We start from the raw sequence: 20986 nt of genomic DNA, 5'->3' as shown, positions 1-20986 counted from the left end.
GACCGGTTCCAGACCGGACCGGTTGATGACCAGGGGAGATGGCCATGCGTTACCGCGTTCTCGGCGGCACCGGCATTGAGGTGAGTGCCCACTGCCTGGGCACGATGATGTTCGGAGCGGTCGGCAACCCGGACCACGACGAGTGCGCGCGGATCATCCACGCCGCGCTCGATGCGGGAATCAACTTCGTGGACACCGCCGACATGTACTCGGCGGGTGAGTCGGAGACCATCGTCGGCAAGGCTCTGGAGGGCCGCCGGGACGACGTGGTGCTGGCGACCAAGGTGCACTTTCCGATGGGGGCGGGGCCCAACCGGGGCGGGAACTCGCGGCGGTGGATCGTCCAGGCGGTCGAGGACAGCCTGCGGCGGCTGCGCACCGATCGGATCGACCTGTACCAGGTGCACCGGCCGGACCACCGGACGGACGTCGAGGAGACGCTGTCGGTGCTCGGCGACCTGGTCCGGGCGGGCAAGATCCGGACATTCGGCTGCTCGACGTTCCCGGCCGCGGACATCGTCGAGGCGTACCACGTCGCCGAGCGCCGGGGCCTGCCGCGGTTCCGGTCCGAGCAGCCGCCGTACTCGCTGCTGGCCCGCGGGGTGGAGGCGGAGGTGCTGCCGGTCGTGCAGCGGCTCGGGATGGGGGCGCTTACCTGGAGTCCGCTGGCGTCCGGCTTCTTGACGGGCCGCTACCGCAAAGGCCGGCCGATCGACCTGACCAGCGGGCGGGCCGCGCTCACCCCGGCTCGGTTCGACCCGGCGCTGCCTGGTACCGCGGCCAAGCTGGACGCGGTCGAGGCGCTGAGCGAGGTCGCGGACGGTCTTGGCCGTACGCTGCCCGAGCTGGCGCTCGCGTTCCCGCTGGCGCACCCGGCGGTCAGCTCGGTGATCATCGGCCCGCGGACGCCGCAGCAGTTGCAGGACACGTTGAAGGGCGCGGACCTGGTCCTGGACGACGCGGTGCTCGACCGGATCGACGAGATCGTCCCGCCCGGCACCAACGTGTACCACCCGGACGGGGCGTGGCAGCCGGTCTCGCTCACCGACCCGGCCCGGCGCCGCCGCCCGCACGCCGACCGCTCGGCGGACTGACGGTGCCCCAGCCTGTAGTGCCGTGAGAGGTTCCTGGTTGTAGTGCCCTGAGAGGTTGAGGACGCGGCCGGCGGATTGTTGGCCTTTCAGCGCGGTGTGTCCGCGGTGGTGATGGCAGGCGTGCAGTTCCGCATCACGAACGTGCCGCGGGGCTGGATCCGTTCCGGGCCAAGCCACCCGGACGTTCACCGACGGTGGCTGGGGACGCATGAGCCCGCTGAAGTCACGTCACGACAGCCGATCCGCGTCCTCACGGTGCAGGTGCAAGTCCACAGGGAGCAGCACTGGATTCACGAGGTGGGCGAACGGGGACGCGTTCCTTGCTCAGGACATCCCGGCACAGGCACCCCGAGGACGGAGATCCAAGACCGGCAACGGCCGCTCCGCGTCGCTCAGCGGCTCGGAGTACGGCCGTCCACCCCGCGGGCCTGTGAGGTCGAGCCCCCGTCGGTGCTCCCAGAAGGGCCCTCGTTTCCCGCATGAGACATTGCCGCCCGTACGCCTTCCATGACTGCTTGGACAAGGCCCTGACCCACCAGCACCCACATGGAGGCTGTGGCCCAACGGAAAGCCTCCTTGGCCAGTTCGGGGTCTGCGCCGGTCCCTTCAGGGTGTTCCGTGCCGGACCATGCCAACAGGTCGACTTCTACATCGGTGAGCTTGCCGACGAGACCGATCCACACAAGAACGAACGACGTCACGACATAGAAGCCGGCGCCGCGCCTCCTCGTCCGTCCCGGGGAGTCCGGCGTCCCTGCGGGGCGCACTCTCATGAAGGGCTTGAGGAACTGATGCATCAGGAGGCTGCTGACGGCGACTTCAGCGATGATCACCGTCGTCATGATGGCGACGTAGTCCTGACTCATGGCCCACTTCATCTACGCTCCTCGGCCCAGGGGAGATGGCGTTTCACTGCGTCACTCGCCGAGTTTTGACCTGCGGCGACGCCCATCCCACCGCCTTCCGCCGCCCACTGTCCCGTTGTTCGCCGAGGGTGATCACACGGCTGAAGCCGGGCGACTCCATGCGTATGCGGTGCTTGGCAGGGCAGCCGAGGTGTGCAGTGATTCGCGCGCTGGAAGGAGAGCTGGACATGCTCATGGCCCACCCCGCCGTGCTGCAGGACCTCATGGAAAAGTACGAGGCCCAGGAACTGCTGCACGCACAGCAGACCAGTGACGCGGTGCGCCGACGGATGGACGATCTCGCCTACACCCTGTGCGTCTCCACCGGCACCCGCGACATCGACGCCGCACTGGTCGCGGCCCGCCACCAGCTGCCCGGGGCTCGAACCGAGGACGACTCCGTTCTGGCCACGCTTGAGGAGGTGCCGGACCGGTCCGGCACCCTCGGCGCTCCTGACGCCGCGCGGCGTACGCACCCTGGAGGCGTTCGCGGAGCGTAGACCGGAAGCTGGACAGGTGCGAAGGGGCTTGATGGTGACGGAGCACGTCACGTCCGACGTGGTGGCTCGGAGCTTGGCATCCTGTCATGACCCTTCGGCCTCGGGGTCGTCGCCGTCCCGGCCGAACTCCGGCAGGTCGTCAAGGCTGGTGTGGCCGAAGGACTCCCAGCCGTTCGTCGGGGTCAACGGGTCCTTGATATCGGTCGGCTTGGTCGTGTCCGGGTCTGCGATGTAGATGCGCCCGCCGGTCGCAACAAACGCGACGTCGTCGATCAGGGGCAAATGCCTCCCTGCAAGTTGCGGTAGACATGGGGAGCTATCAACTGGACATGGCGACCGGAGTCATGAATGACCACTGCGTCAGCGCAGTCGCATGGGGACGAAGCCCCAGAAGCGTCAGCCGCATTGGGGAATCCGCCGGCTGACCAAGGAGGCTCCCCCCAACGCCAGGGAGAAACAAATGCCCGCGCCGCCACTGAAAAGGCGGCACAACATCAGGCTCTCCGCAAGCTGCGAACGTGGTTCTTGTTCGCTGTCTTTTTCGCGGTCATGCCCACACTCGGGAAGCACTTGGGCGGCCTACAGCGCCCCGACTACGACAGCCCCAGCCTCCTGGTCCTGGCCGCTAAAGCTGACCTCTTCGTGGTCTCCATGGGCCTCTCCGCAACCGCCATCGCGCAGGCATTCGATCGCGAGCGCAGCAACGCCCTCAACTTCTGGAACAGTCTTAACATCGTCATCCTCGGCCTCACTTCGCTCTTGGCGGCAACGTCCAGCGCAGATGGCGTTAGCCCGACACGAGTGGGGCTACAGTCCTTGATCATCCTTGCGGTCACATTGGTGAGCGCCGGAAGAAGCACATACCTGTGCGAACTGGAGGCGAAGCCGTGACAGCAGAGTGGATTACGTGGGGCGGCACGATCCTCGTTGCCGCTTCTGCCGTTGGTCGCGTTCTCTTCGACTTCATCTCCTCGCACAGGCATTCCTCGTTCCTCCAGGCGCTCAGCCGGGTAACGGCCTTGTGGCACGGCGCACGTCACCATTCAAGGGACGACAGATAGTGCGGTAGGCCGCCGGGGGCACCTCGCCCGGCACTCGTGTGGTCGGGCGAGGTGAGATCGTCGGTGCGGCAGGCAAGGGCCGCTTTGGGCGGGCGGTTCCGTGGACGGCCCGTTCCCAGGTCAGCTGAGCCGGGTAGCGGCGTACGCTTCGATTGCGTCCCGCTGAAAGGCGGCCAGGCCCGGTGCGATTGCCTCGTACGCGGCGCGCCAGGCGTCGTTGTCCACGCAGGAGCGTCCCATGGCGCGGTACTCCTCGGTGGAGACGGCTCGCAGTTCGGTCAAGGTCCGGTACTGGGCGTCGATCTCGGCCTGGACAGGCTCGGTGTCGGCTGGGTGGCCGGCCGCCATGAGTTCGGCCAACCGGATCATCTGTACCGTACGTTCGCGCTGGCCGGCCTCGACGTCCTGCAGGGTCATCGCGGCGACCCTGCGGGCGACCTCCTGGGCATGCTCGGGAAAGTCACGCAGGCTCTCCTCGTATTGGGCGGGCCGGGCGCCCTCGAACAGGTTCTCCGGTCGGTTGATGGCGGTCATGGGTGTGCCGTCCTTCCTGGACTGATTCAGTTCGGCGATCGTGCGGGAGACAGTGCGGGCCAGGGCCTCGATCCGGTCCCGTTCGGCGAGAAGCCGTCGGTGATGGCCGCGCAGGGCCTCCACCTCGTCGACCTGATCGGCCAGGACCCTGCCGATCTCTGGCAGCCCCAGGCCCAGCGCACGCAGCACGAGGATCTGCTGAAGCAGCAGGAGCTGGTGCTCCGCGTAGTAGCGGTGGCCATTGGCCCCGATCCGGGCGGGCGGCAGCAAGCCGATCTCGTCGTAGTGCCGCAGGGTCCGGGCTGTCACTCCCGACATCCGGGCGACCTCCGCGATCGACCAGTCCATCGCCGTCTCCCCCACAGTCGCTTCACCAGGCCGGTCCGTCCGGCCCTGTTCAGGACGGTAGAAGCTGCCGCAGCGACAACTTCAACCCCCGAACCCGGGCTCACCCAGAGGCCCTCCGCCACGGCCGGCACCACCCCTGCCGCACTCCGCCTCGGCTGACACTTGGCACTCTGCGGGCAGGGTGACACGGCTGCCGTGATCGACCTTGAAGGCGTGTCCTGTCAGCCGGACTCCGCAAGCGCTGCGATGCCGTCGAGCACGCAGGTGAGGCCGAAGTCGAGTGGGTCCTCGTCGCTGGGTGCGAAAGCGCCTTCGGCGACGGCGCGGGTGAGGGCTGGGAACCGCTCGCCGTGGCGGGCGAGTTGGTCGGTGGTGAGGCGGTCCCAGTCCGCGCTGGATTCCTCGTCGTAGTCGATCATCTGTTGAGTGAGGCTACGGACGTGAGCCAGGACGAGGATCACGGCATCGTGCCGCTGACGGGCGGTGAGGCGGGAGGGCTCGAGAGCGGCCAGGGCGGCGTCGAGCCAGGCCACCTGGTGGGGGCCCATGGCCTGCCGGCGCATTCCGGTCGCGGTCAGGATCCAGGGGTGGGCGCGGTAGACGTCCCAGCAGGCGCGCGCCCAGGCTTCGAGGCGGGGAGGCCAGCCGCCGAGGATGCGGGTGAGGTCGGGCGGATCGCTGAGCACGGTGTCGACCATGAGGTCGATGAGGTCGGGTTTGCCGGGGACGTAGCGGTAGAGGGCCATGGTGGTGACCCGCAACGTCTCGGCCACTCGCTGCATCGAGAGGGCCTCCAGACCCTCCGCGTCGGCGATCTCGATACCGCAGCGGGCGCGGGATCGACCAGTGGCTCTCCGTCCGCGGGGAGGACCGCACCAATCCCGTCATCGTGGAACTGCACGGTGGCCCCGGCTCCGCGAACTCGATCCTCATGAACCGCACCCGCGACCGGGAGCGGCACTTCACCCTGGTGCGCTGGGACATGCGGGGCGCCGGCAAGACCCTGCGGCGCTCCGGAGCCGACGGCCAGGGTGAACTGACCTTCGCGCGAATGCTGGCGGACGCCGTCGAAGTGGTCGAGCATGTCCGGGCCCGGCTCGGCGTAGAGCGGGTCATCGTGCTGGGGCACTCCTTCGGCAGTGCGCTCGGACTGCGCCTTGCCCGCAGTCACCCGCAGCTGGTCGCCGCCTACGTCGGTACCGACCAGAAGGTCTTCGACGGCGGCCGGGACACTTCCGACTACGCCGCCCTGCTGGACCGGCTCCAACGGGCGGGCAAGAAGAAGGAGTTGGCGGCCGTACGGAAGATGGGGCCAGATGCGCGCGCCTGGACGGCCGAGCAGCACAGCCACTTCAGCCGGTTCGCCTCCGCGACCGACCCGCAGTCCCTTGGGGCCATGAAGTCCGTGGTGATGAAGTCGCTCTGGTATTCGCCGCTGTACTCACTGCGTGAACTGATCACGTTCTTCCAGGGCTTCAAGGTGTCCGCCGAGGTGCTGCCCGGGACGGCGTCGTTCGACGACTGGGCGGACGGCACCCGCTTCGATGTTCCGTTCTTCGTCGTCCAGGGCGGCGACGACCTGATCAACACGCCTGCCCGTGCCCGTTCCCTCTTCGACGCCGTCGAGGCACCGGTCAAGGAGTTCGCCCTGATCGAGGACGCAGGCCACTTCGCCGCCTACAAGCACCCGGACCGCTTTCTCGACTTCCTGCAAACCCGCGTCCGCCCCACCCTCACCAACACCAACCCGAACGCGGCCGCCGGTCCCATACTCGGCAGCGCCGACACGCCAGCCCGCGCCGCGACTTCCGGCCATCAGGGCCGGTCACCACGAGAGTCATGCGCCGTTGACTCCAACTCCCTTGCCAAGCAGTCGAATTGAGACAGGAGAGAGGGCCTGCATGACTGAGACCTGACATGGGAGGTGGGGGAACGGGTAGGGGCCGACGACGGGGCCGACAGCAATCGCCAGGAGCCACGGCATGACGAGTAACGGCACCACGACGGCAGCGACGGCACGAGCATCCACAGGGAGTAGTCCCACGGAGAGCCTGCGCACAGCGCCCGCGGAACCTTTGCCCTTGATCGAAGAGCCACGGTGCGTCGCCCCGGCCGACGCACGGGACCTGTCGCCGCTGTTCCTCGAACGCCTCGCCACCACTGAGGAGGGAGCCCCGGAGTACCAGTACGCGCGCAACACCCTCATCGAGATGAACCTCTCCCTGGTCCGTTACGTCGCCCGGCGGTTCAAGCACCGAGGCGAAAGCGTCGAGGACGTGCTGCAGGTCGGAGCCGTCGGTCTGATCAAGGCGATCGATCGCTATGACGTGTACCGGCAGGTCGAGTTCACCACCCTGGCTGTGCCTTACATTCAGGGTGAGATCAAGCGCCACTTCCGTGATCAGACCTGGGCCGTCCATGTGCCGCGACGGCTCCAGGAGCTCCGTACCGATCTCGCTCGCACCCGCGAACGACTGGCCGCGGAGGGCAACCATGCCCCCTCCACCGCCGAACTCGCCACGCATCTGGGACTGGCGGAGGACGAGATCCTCGAAGGGCTCGTCGCCTCCAACGGCTACGACGCCGACTCCATCGACCGGCCCCTTCAGGCGGGGGGAAGCAAGCAGCGAGGGCTCGTTGCCGATCTCGTCGGCGACAACGACCCGGCCCTGGACCTCGCGGAGCACGTCCAGGCCCTCAAACCGCACTTGGCGCAGCTCGATGCCCGCGAACGCAAGCTCCTGCGACTGCGTTTCGGAGCGGAGATGACACAGGCCGAGATCGGGGAGGAACTCGGTGTCACCCAGATGCAGATATCGCGCCTGTTGAACCGAACGTGCAACAAACTGCGCGAGGGCCTCCTCATCGAGGAGTGAGAGAAGTGACCTGTGAGAACCGCTGCCGGCACGAGATCTGGCCGGGGCGTTGAACGGACGAGCCTCCGGTCGGTCATGGCGTATCCGTGTGAGAGATGGCTCAGCTGATGCTGAGGCCCATCACCGGGTCGTGCAGTCCGCTGCGGCCGGTCACCTGTCGCCCATCTCCCGGCGGTCCTTGTCGCTCCATGTGCGGGTGTCCCGGGGCTCGACGTAGGGCTCCTCCTCAGCGGGGTGGCCGCCCGCGATCGCGCGCTCCCGGGCCAGTTCGGCATCGAACTCCAGCCCCAGCAGGATCGCGAGGTTCGTGATCCACAGCCACACCAGGAAAATGATCACCCCGGCCAGGGTGCCGTAGGTCTTGTTGTAGGAGCCGAAGTTCGCCACGTACAGCGCGAAGCCCGCCGAGGTGATCATCCAGATCACCAAGGCCAGGAAGCTGCCGGGAGTGATCCACCTGAATCCGCGCACTCTCGCGTTCGGCGCTGCCCAGTACAGGATCGCAATCATGACGGTGACCAGCAGGACCAGGACGGGCCACTTGGCGATCGACCACACCGTCAAAGCCGTCTCCCCCACCCCCAGGGCGGCGCCGAGCTGCCTGGCCAGGGCACCGGTGAACACCACGATCAGCGCGCTGACGCAGGCCAGGATCATCAGCACCAGCGTCAGAACCAGCCGCAGGGGCGTGACCTTCCATACCGAGCGCCCCTCAGGTACGTCGTACACGGCGTTGGAGGTGCGGATGAACGCCGCCACATAGCCCGACGCCGACCACAGCGCCATGAGCAGGCCGATGATCGCCAGGACCGATCCGGTGCCGCTGCTGGACTGCAACTGCGTCACCGCTTTGGTGATGATGTCGCGGGCCGCGCCCGGGGTCAGCTTGGTGATGCCGTCCAGGAGGCTCTTCGTCGCCGACTCCCCCGCGATGCCCAGCATGGACACCAGCACCAGCAGAGCGGGGAAGAGGGCCAGAATCCCGTAGTAGGTCAGGGCCGCGGCCCGGTCGGCGAGTTCGTCGTCCTTGAATTCCGCGGCCGTCCGCTTCAGCACAGCCACCCACGATTTCTTGGCCAACTCGGTGGGCTGATCCGGAGCTCTACGCTCCACCTGCTCGTCCGGCCCAGGCCGGCCACCTCCCTCCCCGCGGCCCGCCCTGTGCCCAGCCACCCGGTTCGCACGGTCCCGGTGCTGATCGTCCCGCTTGCGCTGCCACATCGGTGCCATGCCCTACGGATAACCGCGAAACCTGCCTTCTGCACGCCCCAGCACGCCGTAGGGCTCCTTGTACGCGCCGCCCGGCCCGGCCACCCGGCGCTTGCCCATCGCCGCGCCGCTCCCGGCTCAGTTGCGGGCAGCCCGACACATCGACGGCACAGGTTGCCCTCAAGGCCACGGTAAGGCGATCTGGTGGAACCGGCACGGTCCGTCCCTGCGGGCAGGCAGCTGGCGGGCGCCGCGCCTGAGCCGGCTTCGCGGGCGGCCACCGTTGGATAGGCTGAAACTGGCCACTCAGCCGCAGGAGGGATCATCCGGTCCCAGCTAGGGAGGTCGGTCATGGGCGGTCCGCTCGCGGAATCTCGGATGGTCGCGGTCTACCTCAATGATCACGTGGCCGGCGCGACAGCCGGTGTCGAGCTCTGCCGAAGCATGGCCCGGGCTCACCGGCGTTCGAGCCTCGGCGGTGACTTGAAGAACCTCGCCGCGGAGATCTCACTCGACCGGCAGGCACTCCTCCGTCTCATGAACTCCCTCGGCGTTCCTGTCCGCCGGTACAAGGTCTACGGAGCCTGGGCGGGCGAGAAGATCAGGCGGCTGAAGCCCAATGGCCGCGTCCTCCGTCGTTCCGGTCTCAGCACGGTCGTCGAGCTGGAGGCGCTGCGACTCGGCGTCGAGGGCAAGGCACTCCTTTGGCGCACTCTCCTCAACTGGGCGCCCCGGGAGCCACGCCTGGACACTCGACGCCTCCACGAACTCCTGGACGGAGCGCGGCAGCAGACAGAGGCGCTGGATGAACTGCACACCAGGGCCACCAGGACGTACCTGTCCGACCGGTCCGGCGAGCGGAACGCGGAGGCCGACCGGTGAGCCCGCGGCTGTCGGATTCACAGATGTCTTCACGTTCGGGACGGTGCTGCCGGCAGCGTTGCCCCCGTGGTGGAGCGTGGGCCCTGCCGCACGGGACGGCTTCGAACGTTTCTTCGGGCCATCGGGTCGCGGCGGACCAACCCGCGCAAACTGGCTGATCAGAACGGTGTCAGGGTTGCTGCGCCGCACGTCTCCAGCTTGACGACCCTCCGGCTTGACGACCCTCCGGCTTGACGACACACCTCCGCCGGAGCCCCCGCAGTAGACGCAACCTCCGACCTGGCACCGGCCGAGCCCGGAAGGGGGGAGGCGGCAGCGGGCGCTGCGGTGAGGCAGGCGTGCGACGCTGGAGAGGAGAGGAGGCTCCGCCCCAGTGGTGGTGGAGCCGTAGTTGCTGCCGGACCGGAACTCGTACCCTCGCCCGGCGCTGTTGCAGAGCCCGGACGAACAGGCCGGAGCCGAACGGCCGCGGACCCCATCCGGTGTGGTCCCCCTGCCCGGCGTATGGCCGGGGGCCGAGCGCGAAGCCGTTGCGCGTTGGCGCGCCCGGACCGGCTGTCGCAGCGCCTCGGGAAGGCAGGCAGACCATGGAGCACGACGCCGACATCATCGAGGAGCTGACCGCCGACCACCGCGCGGCGAACGAGCTCTTCGAGCAGTTCTACGAGCGGGCCCCCGGATGCATCGAGCGCAAGCTGCTCCTGAACGTACTGACCATCGAGCTGGTCCGCCACGCGGTCGCCGAAGAGATGTATCTCTATCCCGCCGTGCGCGAACACCTGCCGAACGGCGGACGCTGGGCGGACAACGAGATCGCCGAACACAGCAGCATCGAGGAACGGCTCCAAGACCTCGAAGGGCGCAACGCCGACGACCGTGACCTCGACCGGCTCGTACGAGAACTGCGCACCGAGGTCGCTTCGCACGTGGAGGAAGAGGAACGTCATCTCTTCCGCCAGGTGCGCACCGGCGTCCCGCCCCCCGTCCTCAAAGGCCTCGGGAGGAAGGTCCGCGAGGCGAAGCAGGCCACCCTCGCCCGCCCGCAACCCCAGGCGCCCTGCATCCCGCCCCTGAACAGGCTCCCGGCCCCCGGGCTGGGGCTGGTCGACCGCGTGCGCGACTACGTCGCGAGCCGCGGCCGCCCCGTCACCAACTGATCGAAGCCCCTCGGAATCGAAGCCCCTCTGAAGAAAGGCGGGAGAGATGCCCGTGGCACGCGACATCATGACCTGTGGAGCCGAATTCATAGGGACGGAGGACAGCATCCTGGACGCTGCCTGCAAAATGACCGAGCTCGGGGTCGGAGCCCTCCCGATCTGCGACAGGGACAACGCCCTCAAAGGCGTCCTCACGGACCGCGACATCGTGATCAAGGTGCTGGGCGAGGGTCGGGACCCGCAGCAGACCTGTGCCGGTGACCTCGCGCAGGGCGAAGCCATCACCATCGGCGCCGACGACGGTGCGGACCAGATATTCGAGACCATGGCCCGCCACAGGATCCGCCGCCTGCCAGTCGTCGACGGCAACCGCCTCGTCGGCATGATCGCCCTCGCCGATGTCGCCCACGCGCTGCCCGCGCCCCAGGTCGGAGAGCTCCTCGCCTCCCTGTCCGGGGACTGACCACCGGCCGGCCACTGGCACCAAACAGCGGTCGGCGCCGGTGAGCACGCCCGGGGAATGTTCGAACGCCGGGTGGGAAACCCAGGGAGCGCCACCACGGCGAAGGTGCCACCGCGGCGAAGGAGAGCTCCACCCGCTTCCGTGGGCACACTGCGCCATCTGGCCTCTGTGGCGCGCTGAGCGCCCGAATCCGTGAGGTCCTGGTTCAGCCGGCCCCGTCCTCTCGGCCGGCAACGGAAGGCCGGCGACCCGCGGGCCTGACCAAGCCAGTCTTGGAGGAGAGCACCATGGCAGCCTGCGAGGTCTGCGGAAACGACTACGAAATGGCCTTCGAGGTCCGCGCGGCCGGCGCGGTCCACACCTTCGACAGCCTCGAATGCGCGGCACACAAACTCGCGCCCATCTGCGACAACTGTGGCTGCCGCATCCTCGGCCACGGCCACCAGACCGATGGCAAGTTCTACTGTTGCGCCCACTGCGCACGCGTCCAGGGCCACACCGCACTCACCGACAACGCGTGAGCGCCCGCCCGTGCGGCCCTGGCCCCATACCCGTCGCTGTGGGACGACAAGGCCGCTGCCCGCGGAGCCGGCAGGCTACGCGGATGCGGCAATCGCACGGTCGTGTCGTCTCAGGACATGAGGCTGTGGCCCGCTGACAACGCGGCGTACGAAGAGATCAGCGCGCAGCGCGTGGTGGCGGGAAGCCCTTCTGTTCAGAAAATCGGAGGCAGTCATGACAAGCGCGCGGGAAATCATGACGGAGGGCGCTGAGTGCGTCGGCGCGGACGAGAGCGTCGTGCTGGCGGCCAAGAGAATGGCCCAGCTGGGCGTGGGGGCCCTGCCCATCTGCGGCAGTGACAACAAGCTCAAGGGAATGCTGACCGACCGCGACATCGTCATCAAGGTGTTGGCCAGAGAGCTCGATGCCAGAACGACGAAGGCGGGTGAACTCGCTCAGGGAGAGGTCGTGACCGTCGACGTGGATGACGATACGCACCAGATCCTGCGCGCCATGTCCTCGCACAAAGTGCGCAGGTTGCCGGTCCTCGACAGAGGTGACCTGGTCGGCATAGTCGCGCTTGCCGATGTCGCCCGCGATCTGCCCGACCCCCAGGTCGGAGACCTGCTTGAAGCCCTCTCTACGGACTGAGCACAGCCGAGGCGGTCAGGTGACCCGCGGGGCCGCCATGAGCACCACGCGGTCACAAGCGGGCGCGGGGAGTCCGGCCAGGCCGCGCCGGCAGTGGCCTACCCAGTCCCGGCTCTGGGGCGCTGCCCGTGCTGGGCCTGACGAACGCGCTCGACGAGCATCCGGGCCGACGGGTTCAGCAGCCGAGGATCATCCGGCTTCGGGCCTCTGTTGGTGAGATTCACCGTGATGAGGGCCGAGCCGACGCGTGCCCTGATCGAGGCAAAGCAGGCCTCGTGGCTGTAACAACCCCACGACATGTACGCCGCGTCCGCCCTCGGCAGGTGAACGGAACCCGGCTTTTCCTTCGACTTCAGCTTGGTGTACTCCTGGGCGGCCTCCGCCCGGCTCTCGTACGCCATCACACGAAAGTCGACCAGCCCACCGTGAAACTCCGGGGCGCGGAACCGGTGATACGCCTCCGCCACCGTGGGATACCCCTTCCGGCGCCCGAACAGGCCCTCTTCGCCTTCTTTCCAGCCCGGGGGCAGATCCTCCAAGTCAGGTATTGCCGCACGCACTTGTTCCTTGCCGAACAGCGTCTTGGGCGCCCCCGTAGAGGAGCGGGCGGGCCGCCCTTCGCGGTCACCCGCATGCTCGGCACAGGCTGCCGGAAGGCCGAGAAGCAGACACAAGAACACGGTTCCGACGTTTTTGACTGCCCGCACCATGCCCCCTTGCCGCCGCACCGTGACAAAGTTCAACCGGGATTCTAGGCGCCGCACGCGTCACGCAAGGAGAAACCGCCCAACGAGGCCCCTCCCCCACGCTCTGATCGGGTGGGCTCTGCCGGCCTGAGAGGCCAAAGTTCCAGCAGGTCAGCGGAGACTGGGCGGGATGTCAGGCACCGCAACGGGACGGAGCACCGTTAGCGACTCTTCCTGGCGAGCCATCATCGCGAACGGGAACCTGTCGATTTCCAAGCAGAGATCGACATCGTCCGGGTGGTATCCGCTCCGCAGCCCACCGGCGAGGTCTGCCGCGGCACGAGAAGTCCTCGCGCGGTGGAGATACGGGGCCGCCTCGACCTCGCCTCCGGCCATACATTGGCCAATGTATTCAGCGCAGGCCAGGTCCTCGTCGGCCTGGCCGTCCTCGCCGGTGACCACGAACGTCACCGGACCGGAATCCCGGGTCTGCAGGAACCGCGCGGTCGGGCCGGCCACTACAAAGCTCGCGCACAGGACCAGCGGCGCGTTCGCGACGGCCAGCGCGCCCACGGTTCCTGCCGTCGTCTTCTGCACCAGCGTGCGCCCAGCGAAATCGCATGACCTGAGCAAGCCGGGTGAGTTCACCGCGTCGAAGCCCGCTGCCGGAGCCCCGTCCTTCAGAGCCAGCCAACCCGAGCGGCTCTCCTTCAGGGCAAGTGCCTCACTCTCCGTTGAGGCCAGCACGATCCTCTCGACGCCACGCGAAAAGGCCCAGGCGGCCACGGTGAAGGCGCGCATGACGTCGATGACGACCGCAACACGGGGAACGCCGGTCAACTCCGGGATGCCGACGAAGTGATGGTCCATCGCACCATTCTGAGGCCCTGGATCATCCGCAGGCGCGGTAGTTCCGGTTGCCCGTTCGGGGTGACCCGTCGGCGAAGCGGTTCTGGTGCCGGCCGGATCCCGGGCGGCGTGATGCCCGCCCATAAATCATGTGCACGCTCTGCTACTACACGACTACCATCTGTTGCTGCCCTCTTCCGTCTTCCTGCCTCTACAGGAGTGCGCCTATGTCCAAAGACGCCAGCAGCGACACCCGACCCGGCGTGAGAACGCATGCCATCCCCCCACAGGCCGCGCCGCCGGCAGAGGAACTCGTCGTCCGACGCCTCGGTGTCGCAACGGACTTCGGGAGCGTCACCACATTAGCCATGGCCAAACGCCTGCCGCGGCTCATGCGGCAGGCCATGGCGCTCGGCTGGCGCACCCACAAGAAGTCCGTGGCCGGCATGATCGTGTGCGATGTCGCCGCCGGCGCCATGGACGCGTTCGGTTTGCTGGCGACCACCAGCGTCATCACCTCACTGATCACCTCGGGCGACATCGCCGCCCGCCTCCGGGAGTCCGCCCCCGCCCTGCTCCTCCTGGTCATCGCGGTGGGGCTACGGACGCTGTGCCGGCTCACGGCGAACTGGCTCGCCGACCGCATCGCCCCGCTGGTGGCCCGCGAAGCCGAAATCGATCTGCTGACCGCCGGCACGAAGGCTGAGCTGGTCGCCTACGACCACCCCGGCTACAACGAACGTTGGGACGCCGCCGACCGAGGCGCCGATGTCTCCCGCGACATCGTCTTCGAAGCCCGTCAGGTCATCTCCGCGATCATGTCGTTCCTCGGCGCGACAACCGTCATCACCGTCATGCATCCGCTGCTGCTGCCGCTGCTCTCCCTCGGTGCGCTGCCGCGTACGGTCTCGGCGATCCGTGCGGCACGGGTGGAGTACATCGAGTCCCGCCGTACCGCGAACGAGCGGCGCCTGCTGTCGATGCTGCGCTCGAGGATCATCGACAAGCGCTTCGCCGACCAGATCCGGTCCGGCACGATGTTCCGGTTCCTCTTCGGCCGCTACCGCACCACCTCGGCCAAGGTGCAGCAGCGCATGCAGGCCGCCGCCTGGCGGGCCGCACGCATCAGCCTCGCCGGCGCCGTCATCTCCGGCCTGTCCTCCGGGATCATCTGGGGCGCGCTCGCTCTCCTGCTGACCTCGGGCCAGATTTCCGTCGCCAAAGCCGGAACCGTCGTCCTCGCGATGAGGACCGTGTCCACCGCCATGTCGGCCCTCATCTCCGCCTGGGCCCGCCTCTTCCGCACCGGCATGTACATGGACGACTGGTCGTCGTTCCTCAAGGAGGCCGGGGGACATCAGATGAAGCGCGGCCCCAAAACCCCGCCGGCGAGGCCGCGGGTGTTCACCGCCGAGGACATCGTCTTCACCTACCCCGGCGGCCAGGCCCCGGCCGTCAACGGCGTCTCCCTGTCCGTCGGCCGAGGGGAAATCGTCGCCCTGGTCGGCGAGAACGGATCCGGGAAGACCACCCTCGCCAGGCTCATCACCGGCCTCTACCTCCCCGACAAGGGCTCCATCACCTGGGACGGGATCGACCTGGGCGACATCGACCCCGAACAACTGTGGCGGCAGGTCGCCCACGTCCCGCAGGAGTACGCCCAGTGGCCCCTCACGGCCCGCGAGAACATCAACCTCGGCCAGCCCCGCGAGGACGACCCGCATGGCCTCCAGACCGCGTCGAAGGCCTCCGGCGCCGACCAGGTCATCGAAGAACTCCGCTCCGGCCTCGACACCCTCCTGGCCTCCCAATGGTGGGGCGGGCAGGAACTCTCCGGCGGCCAGTGGCAGCGCATCGCCCTCGCCCGCGCCTTCTACCGGCAGGCCGACCTGCTGGTCATGGACGAACCCACCGCCGCACTCGACGCCCGTGCCGAACACGGCGTGTTCGCCGGCCTGCGCGACCTCGCCCAGACCCGCGGAATCCTCCTGATCACACACCGGCTCACCAACGTCGCGTCCGCCGACCGCATCATCGTCCTCGACCACGGACAGATCGTGGAACAGGGCAGCTACGGCCAACTCCTCAAAACCAACGGGCTGTTCGCGGAACTGCACCGCCTTCAGCACGACCGCTGACCTGATTCCTGAGCACCTGCGGGGCCCGCGGATCGAAGCCCGTCTCCGCATGCCGCTGTTGCCGCGGCTCGACACCACGCGTTCCACGCAGCCGTCTGACCAGTATGGAGACATCCATCCTGTTGCGCGAAGCGGCATTTCGTGGCTTGATCCAGAGGCCGTTACGGTCCCGATTCATGGAACGAAATTTTCAAACGGCCGAAGAACTCGTGGCTGCCCTGCGCGCCGGTGAAGTGACCTCGGTGGAACTGACCGACGAGGCGATCGCCCGTATCGAGCGGGACGACAAGGCGATCAACGCGATCTGTGTGCCGGACTTCGACCGTGCGCGGGCCGCCGCGCGCGGTGCCGACCAGGCCCGCGCCCGCGGTGAGGATCGGCCGCTGCTCGGCCTTCCGGTGACGGTCAAGGAGTCCTACAACATCGCCGGACTGCCCACGACCTGGGGCATGCCGCAACACCGGGACTATGTGCCGGCCGAGGACGCGGTCCAGGTGTCGCGGCTCAAGGCCGCCGGCGCGGTGGTGCTCGGCAAGACCAATGTGCCCTTGGGGCTGCAAGATATCCAGAGCTTCAACGAGATCTACGGCACCACCAACAACCCGTGGGACCACGGCCGCACGTCGGGCGGATCCTCCGGCGGATCAGCGGCGGCCCTGGCGTCCGGGTTCGGCGCGCTGTCCATCGGCTCCGACCTCGCCGGCTCGTTGCGCACCCCCGCGCATTTCTGCGGGGTCTACGCGCACAAGCCGACACTCGGGCTGGCGGCGACCCGCGGCATGGTCGCGCCGCCGGAACCGCCGTTGCCGGTCGACCTCGACCTCGCCGTCGTCGGTCCGATGGCGCGCACCGCCCGCGACCTCACGCTCCTGCTCGACGTCATGGCCGGACCGGACCCGCTGACGCACGGTCTGGCGTACGACGTGACGCTGCCGCCCGCGCGCCACGAGCGGCTCGGCGACTTCCGAGTCCTGGTGCTCGAGGAGCATCCGCTCATTCCGACCGGGTCCGCCGTGCGGGCGGGCGTGAACCGGGTGGCCGACGCGCTTGTCGACGGCGGCGCCCGCGTCGAACGGCACAGTCCGCTGCTGCCCGATCTGACCGAAGCCGCCATGCTTTACAGGCAGTTTCTGTTTTCGGGCTCCGCCCCCCGTTTTCCCGTCGACTCCTACGAACAGCTGCGGACCCGCGCCGCCGGACTGAGCGCAGACGACCAGAGTCTGGATGCGGCGCTACTGCGCGGGATGGTGTTGAGCCACCGCGACTGGATCGAGGCGAACAGCCGTCGCGAGCTCCACCGTCACGGCTGGCGGCAGCTCTTCGCCGAGTTCGATGCCGTGGTGTGTCCGATCACGCCGACTCCCGCGTTCCCGCACGACCACAACCCCGATCCGAGGGAACGCCGGATCGACATCGACGGCGTCGAGTACCCGTACTTCGACCAGCTCGTCTGGGCCGGTCTGGCCACCATGACCGGCCTGCCCGCCACCGCCATACCAGCGGACCGGTCCCCCGCGGGCCTGCCGGTGGGAGTGCAGCTCATCGGCCCGATGTTCGAGGACCGCACCCCGCTGCGGCTGGCCGAACTGCTCGAGCAGAGGCTTGGTGGCTTCCAGGCGCCGAAGTAGGGCGGACCCGCATCGACTGGAGGAAAGGAGATGGCCGGCCGGCTGCCCGCCCGTCATCGTGCGTGGCGTATCCCGAGAATGTATGCCGCAGTAAGCGCCACGGCACGGTCTTCGTCATGTGACAGATCTGCGAGGGCGCGTGACGTCGTGTCTCCCGGGATATCCGCCAGCGCCTGAGTCAGCCGTCGACGTGCGGACGATGCTACGGAGCTGCGGGCGAGGCAGTCGACGAGCCTGCCGGCGATCTGATCCGCCACCGCGGGATCGCTTGCCAGCGCGCTCAGCGCATCGGCCGCATCGACGTCGTTCGTCTCCTCGACGATCATGTCGATCAGCGTCGGGATCGCGTCGGCCACTCCACGTGCCCCGAGCGCCAGAGCGGCGTACCTGCGGACCACGATGTCGGTGTTCGCGAGGGAGTCCCGCAGCAGTGCGGTCGCCGCGCCGTTCGCACACTCGGCAATGGCCTGGACGGCACGTTTGCGCACCTCTGCCACTGGTGAGCCGAGTCCCTCCGCCAGCAGCGCCGATCCGCCGTCGCCGGAGTGCGCCAAAGCCCATCGGAGGGCTCCGGCGACGTTCGGGTCCGTCTCGCTCAGCGCTGCCTCGACCAGTGCTTCCACCGGCACCGGAACCTCCTCGACCGAGGACAAGGCCGCGCGCTGGCGCGTCCCGGCGCTCTTCGACCCCAACGCCTTCAGGAGCGAAACGGCCTGGAGGACGTCGTCCCAGCCGGCGGGTTCCGCGGCACCGATCCGACGGAGTCGCGTGAGCAGCTCCGTCTCGGCTGCGATGCGTTCTCGCGTCTGGCGGATGAGGTCGTCGACGAGCTCCGAGGGTGTGAAGCCGGGATCATCGAGTGCGCGTCTGACGTCACGCAACGACAGCCCCAGTGACCGCAGGCTCTCGATATGGAAGATCCGCCGGATGTCCTCGCGGGAATACTCTCGATAGCCGGCGCCGGTACGGCCCGTCGGCCGCACCAGGCCGAGCGTGTCGTAATGCCTGAGCATGCGGGCGCTGACCCCGGACCGTCGCGCCACCTCACCGATCAACACTGGCTGTCACCTCTCCTGGCCGGTCGTGCCGAGGGCCACGATGCGCTTCGCCTCCTCGATCGCGAACTCGAATCCGGCATCCGGGTCGCGCATCAGCCGCTCCGTGGCGATTGCGTGCGCGCACACGCGGGGGTCGAGATCCGTCATCGCGGCGCGCAGGATCGGCGTGATCATCTCACCGAGCGCGATCAGCGCCCGGCTGAGGCTCAGCTGCGTGACGCGTTCGCCGCGCCCGAGCTGTGTCGCCAACACCGCGGCCAGCTCGGGTCCTTCGTCTTCGGGTACGAGAACGACTGCGGCCCGCCAGGCGCTTCGCGCCACCTCGTCGTCGGCGTCGGCCAGCAGCGCCCCTGTGATCGCCGGCCATGCTTGCCGATCCCCGATCTTGGACAGCGTGTGCAACGCCTGGCTTCGTGCCTGCGCGAGATCCGAGCGGAGTTCATCGACGAGCCCTGGGACGGTCATTGATGCCGAGTGGCGGGTGAGTGCCCAGGTGAGCATTTCCCGTACGTAGAATTCGGGCTCGATCGCGCATCGTTCGATGAGCTTGTCGACGAACCGCGGGTCCGGGGTCGTGCCGACCGCGAGCGCTGCCTGCAGCCGCACCGACGAGCTGCTGTTCTCCAGCCCCTGGAGAGCTTGCATCGTGTTCGTGTCCTGTTCCGGCATGGTCGTCGGGACCACTTCCTTGGCTGCTCCGCAGTGAAGACCTTGTCACCGTGTCAAGGTCAAGCGGAGTCATGCCGCGGGATCACGCCCTACGTGACCACCGACGCCTTCTCCCCCACGGGGGCGCAGCCAGGAATCAGCCCCAGTGGATCTCGGTGCCGCCGCCCTGGGCGACCTTGAGCAGCGCTTCGGTGATCACCGCCGCCTCCTCGTCCGTCAGGTGGGCCGAGAAGTGTCGCCGGATGCTGCGCAGGTAGACCGGTGCGGTCTCCTTGAGTGCCGCGGCGCCTTCCTCGGTGATGGCGGCCCAGGACACCCGCTTGTCGGCGGGGTCGGCCTGTTTCGTCACCAGGCCGACCCGGATCATCTCGTCGACCAGCCGGCTCACTCGGGTGCGACTGAGCACGACGCGGTTGGCGACCTCCTGCATCCGCAGGCCGCGCTCGCCGGCGTCCTTCAGCTCCAGCAGTACGTCGTACCACGTGAGCGGGATGCGCCCGTCCCGCTGCACATCGCTCTCAATGGCGCGTACGGCCGCGTTGTGCGCCAGCAGCAGGGCGCGCCAGGCATCGAGTCGGTGCCTTCCCGGGTTCTTTGTGTCGCTCACCAGGCCAGTGTATCCGGCATTGTGTGCGGGCGCACGCACCTGTTAATGTGTGTGCGTACGCACAGATCGGTGGCGGCATCTGCCCGTCATCCAATGGAGGTGTGACGCACATGGTCCGGAAGATCACGCGCGACGAGGTCAAGAAGAAGATCGACGCGGGAGCCGCCACGGTGGTCGAGGCGCTGCCCGCGGAGTACTACACCAAGGCGCACCTGCCCGGTGCGCTGAACCTGCCGCACGACGCGGTCGACAAGCTGGCTCCGGGCCTTCTGCCGGACAAGCAGGCCGAGGTCATCGTCTACTGCGCCAACACGCCCTGCCCGAACTCGCGAATCGCCGCCGAGCGGCTGGTCGAACTGGGTTATGCCCAGGTCCACGAGTACGAAGAGGGCAAGGACGACTGGATCGAGGCCGGGCTGCCGACCGAGACCGGCGCCTGATCCAGGTAGCGACATCCGGATACGGAAACCGGATACGGAGACCCTGTAGCGGACTCCGCTCAAGGGCATCCGTGTAACGGGAGGGGGAGGAGAGAAATGACCAGTGGAATCGGTCCGACCCGCACGGTCGGCGGCGTCGAGCTGCCGGCCGCCGGGATCTGGAAGGTCGACCCCGGCCACGCCGAAGTCGGCTTTGTGGGACGGCACTTCATGCTCACCAAGGTGCGCGGCCGCTTCACCAAGGTCGACGCGACCGTGGAGATCGGTGAGCGACCCGAGGACAGCAAGGTGAGCGCCGTGATCGACATGGCGAGCGTCGACAGCGGGGACCAGACCCGCGACGACCACCTCCGCTCGGAGGACTTCTTCGACGTGTCGAACCACCCGAAGGCCGAATTCAGTTCGACCTCGGTGACCTGGAACGGCACGAGCGGCACGCTGACCGGCGAGCTGACCATCAAGGGCGTGACCCGCCCGGTCACCCTCGCCGTCGACTACCTCGGCTATGCGCGCGACCCGTGGGACAACGACCGTACGGTCTTCTCGGCCCGCGGCAAGATCAATCGTGAGCACTGGGGCCTGAGCTGGAACATGGCCCTGGAAACCGGCGGCATCCTGGTCTCCAAGGAGATCGAGCTGGCGCTGGAGCTGGAGGCGGTCAGGGAGGTCTGACCGGTCCGAAGGGGAGGGGTGCGGGTCCAGGCATGGCGCCATGCCTGGACCCGCTCAT

23 protein-coding genes and 1 pseudogene are annotated in these 20986 nt (G+C 68.1%); 14 read left to right on the top strand and 10 right to left on the bottom strand.

The window, feature by feature from the left end; translation table 11 throughout:
- Positions 1-44 precede the first annotated feature (44 nt).
- Positions 45-1094: an aldo/keto reductase gene (locus ACZ5XZ_RS26600; protein ID WP_468982300.1), complete on the top strand. Its 1050-nt coding sequence runs from the start codon at positions 45-47 to the stop codon at positions 1092-1094.
- Positions 1095-1486: 392 nt separating this feature from the next.
- On the opposite strand, the gene ACZ5XZ_RS26595 is transcribed toward ACZ5XZ_RS26600, so the two are convergent.
- The gene (locus ACZ5XZ_RS26595; RefSeq protein ID WP_468982298.1) at positions 1487-1972 is read right to left on the bottom strand and encodes a hypothetical protein; all 486 of its coding nucleotides are present in this window, start codon (positions 1970-1972) and stop codon (positions 1487-1489) included.
- 215 nt (positions 1973-2187) lie between these two features.
- Between ACZ5XZ_RS26595 and ACZ5XZ_RS26590 the strand changes: the two are divergent.
- Positions 2188-2409: pseudogene (locus ACZ5XZ_RS26590) on the top strand (DUF5133 domain-containing protein); the annotation flags it as partial.
- A gap of 174 nt (positions 2410-2583) precedes the next feature.
- Here ACZ5XZ_RS26590 and ACZ5XZ_RS26585 read toward each other — a convergent pair.
- Positions 2584-2781, bottom strand: a complete 198-nt coding sequence (locus tag ACZ5XZ_RS26585) for a phage tail tube protein (protein ID WP_468982296.1) — start codon at positions 2779-2781, stop codon at positions 2584-2586.
- 66 nt (positions 2782-2847) lie between these two features.
- Between ACZ5XZ_RS26585 and ACZ5XZ_RS26580 the strand changes: the two genes are divergently transcribed.
- Positions 2848-3390 (top strand): hypothetical protein, encoded by a 543-nt coding sequence (locus ACZ5XZ_RS26580; RefSeq protein WP_468982294.1) that lies wholly within the window; start codon positions 2848-2850, stop codon positions 3388-3390.
- Positions 3391-3680: 290 nt separating this feature from the next.
- Here the strand turns inward: ACZ5XZ_RS26580 and ACZ5XZ_RS26575 are convergent, their stop codons facing one another.
- Complete coding sequence (locus ACZ5XZ_RS26575) at positions 3681-4442, bottom strand: MerR family transcriptional regulator (RefSeq protein WP_468982292.1); 762 nt, start codon at positions 4440-4442, stop codon at positions 3681-3683.
- A gap of 221 nt (positions 4443-4663) precedes the next feature.
- Positions 4664-5224, bottom strand: a complete 561-nt coding sequence (locus ACZ5XZ_RS26570) for a TetR/AcrR family transcriptional regulator C-terminal domain-containing protein (protein WP_468982290.1) — start codon at positions 5222-5224, stop codon at positions 4664-4666.
- 107 nt (positions 5225-5331) lie between these two features.
- On the opposite strand from ACZ5XZ_RS26570, the gene ACZ5XZ_RS26565 reads away from it, so the two are divergent.
- Positions 5332-6324, top strand: coding sequence for an alpha/beta fold hydrolase (locus ACZ5XZ_RS26565; protein WP_468982287.1), 993 nt, complete (start codon positions 5332-5334; stop codon positions 6322-6324).
- Between the two features lie 100 nt (positions 6325-6424).
- Complete coding sequence (locus tag ACZ5XZ_RS26560) at positions 6425-7318, top strand: SigB/SigF/SigG family RNA polymerase sigma factor (RefSeq protein WP_468982286.1); 894 nt, start codon at positions 6425-6427, stop codon at positions 7316-7318.
- Positions 7319-7468: 150 nt separating this feature from the next.
- Here the strand turns inward: ACZ5XZ_RS26560 and ACZ5XZ_RS26555 are convergent, their stop codons facing one another.
- Positions 7469-8548 carry a YihY/virulence factor BrkB family protein gene (locus tag ACZ5XZ_RS26555; RefSeq protein WP_468982283.1) on the bottom strand — a complete coding sequence of 360 codons (1080 nt, stop codon included), beginning with the start codon at positions 8546-8548 and terminating at the stop codon, positions 7469-7471.
- A 330-nt stretch (positions 8549-8878) separates the two neighbouring features.
- On the opposite strand from ACZ5XZ_RS26555, the gene ACZ5XZ_RS26550 reads away from it, so the two are divergent.
- The 5 genes from ACZ5XZ_RS26550 to ACZ5XZ_RS26530 all read left to right on the top strand — a co-directional run bounded on the left by ACZ5XZ_RS26550 (position 8879) and on the right by ACZ5XZ_RS26530 (position 12181).
- Complete coding sequence (locus ACZ5XZ_RS26550; RefSeq protein WP_468982281.1) at positions 8879-9409, top strand: hypothetical protein; 531 nt, start codon at positions 8879-8881, stop codon at positions 9407-9409.
- A gap of 587 nt (positions 9410-9996) precedes the next feature.
- Positions 9997-10566: a hemerythrin domain-containing protein gene (locus ACZ5XZ_RS26545; RefSeq protein ID WP_468982279.1), complete on the top strand. Its 570-nt coding sequence runs from the start codon at positions 9997-9999 to the stop codon at positions 10564-10566.
- A gap of 46 nt (positions 10567-10612) precedes the next feature.
- The gene (locus ACZ5XZ_RS26540) at positions 10613-11029 is read left to right on the top strand and encodes a CBS domain-containing protein (protein WP_468982276.1); all 417 of its coding nucleotides are present in this window, start codon (positions 10613-10615) and stop codon (positions 11027-11029) included.
- 287 nt (positions 11030-11316) lie between these two features.
- Positions 11317-11550, top strand: a complete 234-nt coding sequence (locus tag ACZ5XZ_RS26535; RefSeq protein ID WP_468982274.1) for a hypothetical protein — start codon at positions 11317-11319, stop codon at positions 11548-11550.
- 214 nt (positions 11551-11764) lie between these two features.
- A complete protein-coding gene (locus ACZ5XZ_RS26530; protein WP_468982272.1) occupies positions 11765-12181 on the top strand; it encodes a CBS domain-containing protein in 417 nt (138 codons plus the stop codon).
- A gap of 98 nt (positions 12182-12279) precedes the next feature.
- Here ACZ5XZ_RS26530 and ACZ5XZ_RS26525 read toward each other — a convergent pair whose 3' ends face one another.
- Together ACZ5XZ_RS26525 and ACZ5XZ_RS26520 are read right to left on the bottom strand one after the other, a co-directional pair.
- Positions 12280-12924, bottom strand: a complete 645-nt coding sequence (locus ACZ5XZ_RS26525) for a hypothetical protein (protein WP_468982269.1) — start codon at positions 12922-12924, stop codon at positions 12280-12282.
- 114 nt (positions 12925-13038) lie between these two features.
- A complete protein-coding gene (locus ACZ5XZ_RS26520) occupies positions 13039-13737 on the bottom strand; it encodes a 2-phosphosulfolactate phosphatase (protein WP_468982268.1) in 699 nt (232 codons plus the stop codon).
- Positions 13738-14084: 347 nt separating this feature from the next.
- Between ACZ5XZ_RS26520 and ACZ5XZ_RS26515 the strand changes: the two genes are divergently transcribed.
- Both ACZ5XZ_RS26515 and ACZ5XZ_RS26510 read left to right on the top strand, forming a co-directional pair.
- Positions 14085-15854, top strand: coding sequence for an ABC transporter ATP-binding protein (locus ACZ5XZ_RS26515; RefSeq protein WP_468982265.1), 1770 nt, complete (start codon positions 14085-14087; stop codon positions 15852-15854).
- A 176-nt stretch (positions 15855-16030) separates the two neighbouring features.
- A complete protein-coding gene (locus ACZ5XZ_RS26510) occupies positions 16031-17482 on the top strand; it encodes an amidase (protein WP_468982494.1) in 1452 nt (483 codons plus the stop codon).
- 53 nt (positions 17483-17535) lie between these two features.
- On the opposite strand, the gene ACZ5XZ_RS26505 is transcribed toward ACZ5XZ_RS26510, so the two are convergent.
- From ACZ5XZ_RS26505 to ACZ5XZ_RS26495, 3 genes are all read right to left on the bottom strand, one after another.
- Positions 17536-18540 (bottom strand): MerR family transcriptional regulator, encoded by a 1005-nt coding sequence (locus tag ACZ5XZ_RS26505; protein WP_468982264.1) that lies wholly within the window; start codon positions 18538-18540, stop codon positions 17536-17538.
- Between the two features lie 6 nt (positions 18541-18546).
- Entirely contained in the window at positions 18547-19209 is a 663-nt protein-coding gene (locus tag ACZ5XZ_RS26500; RefSeq protein ID WP_468982262.1) for a HEAT repeat domain-containing protein, read from the bottom strand.
- 136 nt (positions 19210-19345) lie between these two features.
- Positions 19346-19816: a MarR family winged helix-turn-helix transcriptional regulator gene (locus ACZ5XZ_RS26495; RefSeq protein ID WP_468982260.1), complete on the bottom strand. Its 471-nt coding sequence runs from the start codon at positions 19814-19816 to the stop codon at positions 19346-19348.
- A 110-nt stretch (positions 19817-19926) separates the two neighbouring features.
- Between ACZ5XZ_RS26495 and ACZ5XZ_RS26490 the strand changes: the two genes are divergently transcribed.
- Both ACZ5XZ_RS26490 and ACZ5XZ_RS26485 read left to right on the top strand, forming a co-directional pair.
- On the top strand, positions 19927-20256 hold the full coding sequence (locus ACZ5XZ_RS26490; RefSeq protein ID WP_468982259.1) for a rhodanese-like domain-containing protein: 330 nt from the start codon (positions 19927-19929) through the stop codon (positions 20254-20256).
- 96 nt (positions 20257-20352) lie between these two features.
- Positions 20353-20928, top strand: a complete 576-nt coding sequence (locus ACZ5XZ_RS26485; protein WP_468982257.1) for a YceI family protein — start codon at positions 20353-20355, stop codon at positions 20926-20928.
- Positions 20929-20986 lie beyond the last annotated feature (58 nt).

The sequence above is a fragment of the Streptomyces sp. NPDC033270 genome (genome assembly GCF_055576575.1).
This window is presented reverse-complemented; position numbering and strand designations above follow the sequence as displayed.

What these genes read in the sequence shown, in the direction of transcription:
- ACZ5XZ_RS26595 (WP_468982298.1), bottom strand. Translation starts at nt 1,972, where the DNA reads ATGAAGTGGGCCATGAGTCAGGACTACGTCGCCATCATGACGACGGTG.
- ACZ5XZ_RS26555 (WP_468982283.1), bottom strand. Translation starts at nt 8,548, where the DNA reads ATGGCACCGATGTGGCAGCGCAAGCGGGACGATCAGCACCGGGACCGT.
- ACZ5XZ_RS26490 (WP_468982259.1), top strand. Translation starts at nt 19,927, where the DNA reads ATGGTCCGGAAGATCACGCGCGACGAGGTCAAGAAGAAGATCGACGCG.
- ACZ5XZ_RS26550 (WP_468982281.1), top strand. Translation starts at nt 8,879, where the DNA reads ATGGGCGGTCCGCTCGCGGAATCTCGGATGGTCGCGGTCTACCTCAAT.
- ACZ5XZ_RS26485 (WP_468982257.1), top strand. Translation starts at nt 20,353, where the DNA reads ATGACCAGTGGAATCGGTCCGACCCGCACGGTCGGCGGCGTCGAGCTG.
- ACZ5XZ_RS26580 (WP_468982294.1), top strand. Translation starts at nt 2,848, where the DNA reads ATGACCACTGCGTCAGCGCAGTCGCATGGGGACGAAGCCCCAGAAGCG.
- ACZ5XZ_RS26500 (WP_468982262.1), bottom strand. Translation starts at nt 19,209, where the DNA reads ATGCCGGAACAGGACACGAACACGATGCAAGCTCTCCAGGGGCTGGAG.
- ACZ5XZ_RS26515 (WP_468982265.1), top strand. Translation starts at nt 14,085, where the DNA reads ATGGCCAAACGCCTGCCGCGGCTCATGCGGCAGGCCATGGCGCTCGGC.
- ACZ5XZ_RS26520 (WP_468982268.1), bottom strand. Translation starts at nt 13,737, where the DNA reads ATGGACCATCACTTCGTCGGCATCCCGGAGTTGACCGGCGTTCCCCGT.
- ACZ5XZ_RS26545 (WP_468982279.1), top strand. Translation starts at nt 9,997, where the DNA reads ATGGAGCACGACGCCGACATCATCGAGGAGCTGACCGCCGACCACCGC.
- ACZ5XZ_RS26535 (WP_468982274.1), top strand. Translation starts at nt 11,317, where the DNA reads ATGGCAGCCTGCGAGGTCTGCGGAAACGACTACGAAATGGCCTTCGAG.
- ACZ5XZ_RS26560 (WP_468982286.1), top strand. Translation starts at nt 6,425, where the DNA reads ATGACGAGTAACGGCACCACGACGGCAGCGACGGCACGAGCATCCACA.
- ACZ5XZ_RS26530 (WP_468982272.1), top strand. Translation starts at nt 11,765, where the DNA reads ATGACAAGCGCGCGGGAAATCATGACGGAGGGCGCTGAGTGCGTCGGC.
- ACZ5XZ_RS26575 (WP_468982292.1), bottom strand. Translation starts at nt 4,442, where the DNA reads ATGGACTGGTCGATCGCGGAGGTCGCCCGGATGTCGGGAGTGACAGCC.
- ACZ5XZ_RS26600 (WP_468982300.1), top strand. Translation starts at nt 45, where the DNA reads ATGCGTTACCGCGTTCTCGGCGGCACCGGCATTGAGGTGAGTGCCCAC.
- ACZ5XZ_RS26510 (WP_468982494.1), top strand. Translation starts at nt 16,031, where the DNA reads ATGGAACGAAATTTTCAAACGGCCGAAGAACTCGTGGCTGCCCTGCGC.
- ACZ5XZ_RS26540 (WP_468982276.1), top strand. Translation starts at nt 10,613, where the DNA reads ATGCCCGTGGCACGCGACATCATGACCTGTGGAGCCGAATTCATAGGG.
- ACZ5XZ_RS26570 (WP_468982290.1), bottom strand. Translation starts at nt 5,224, where the DNA reads ATGCAGCGAGTGGCCGAGACGTTGCGGGTCACCACCATGGCCCTCTAC.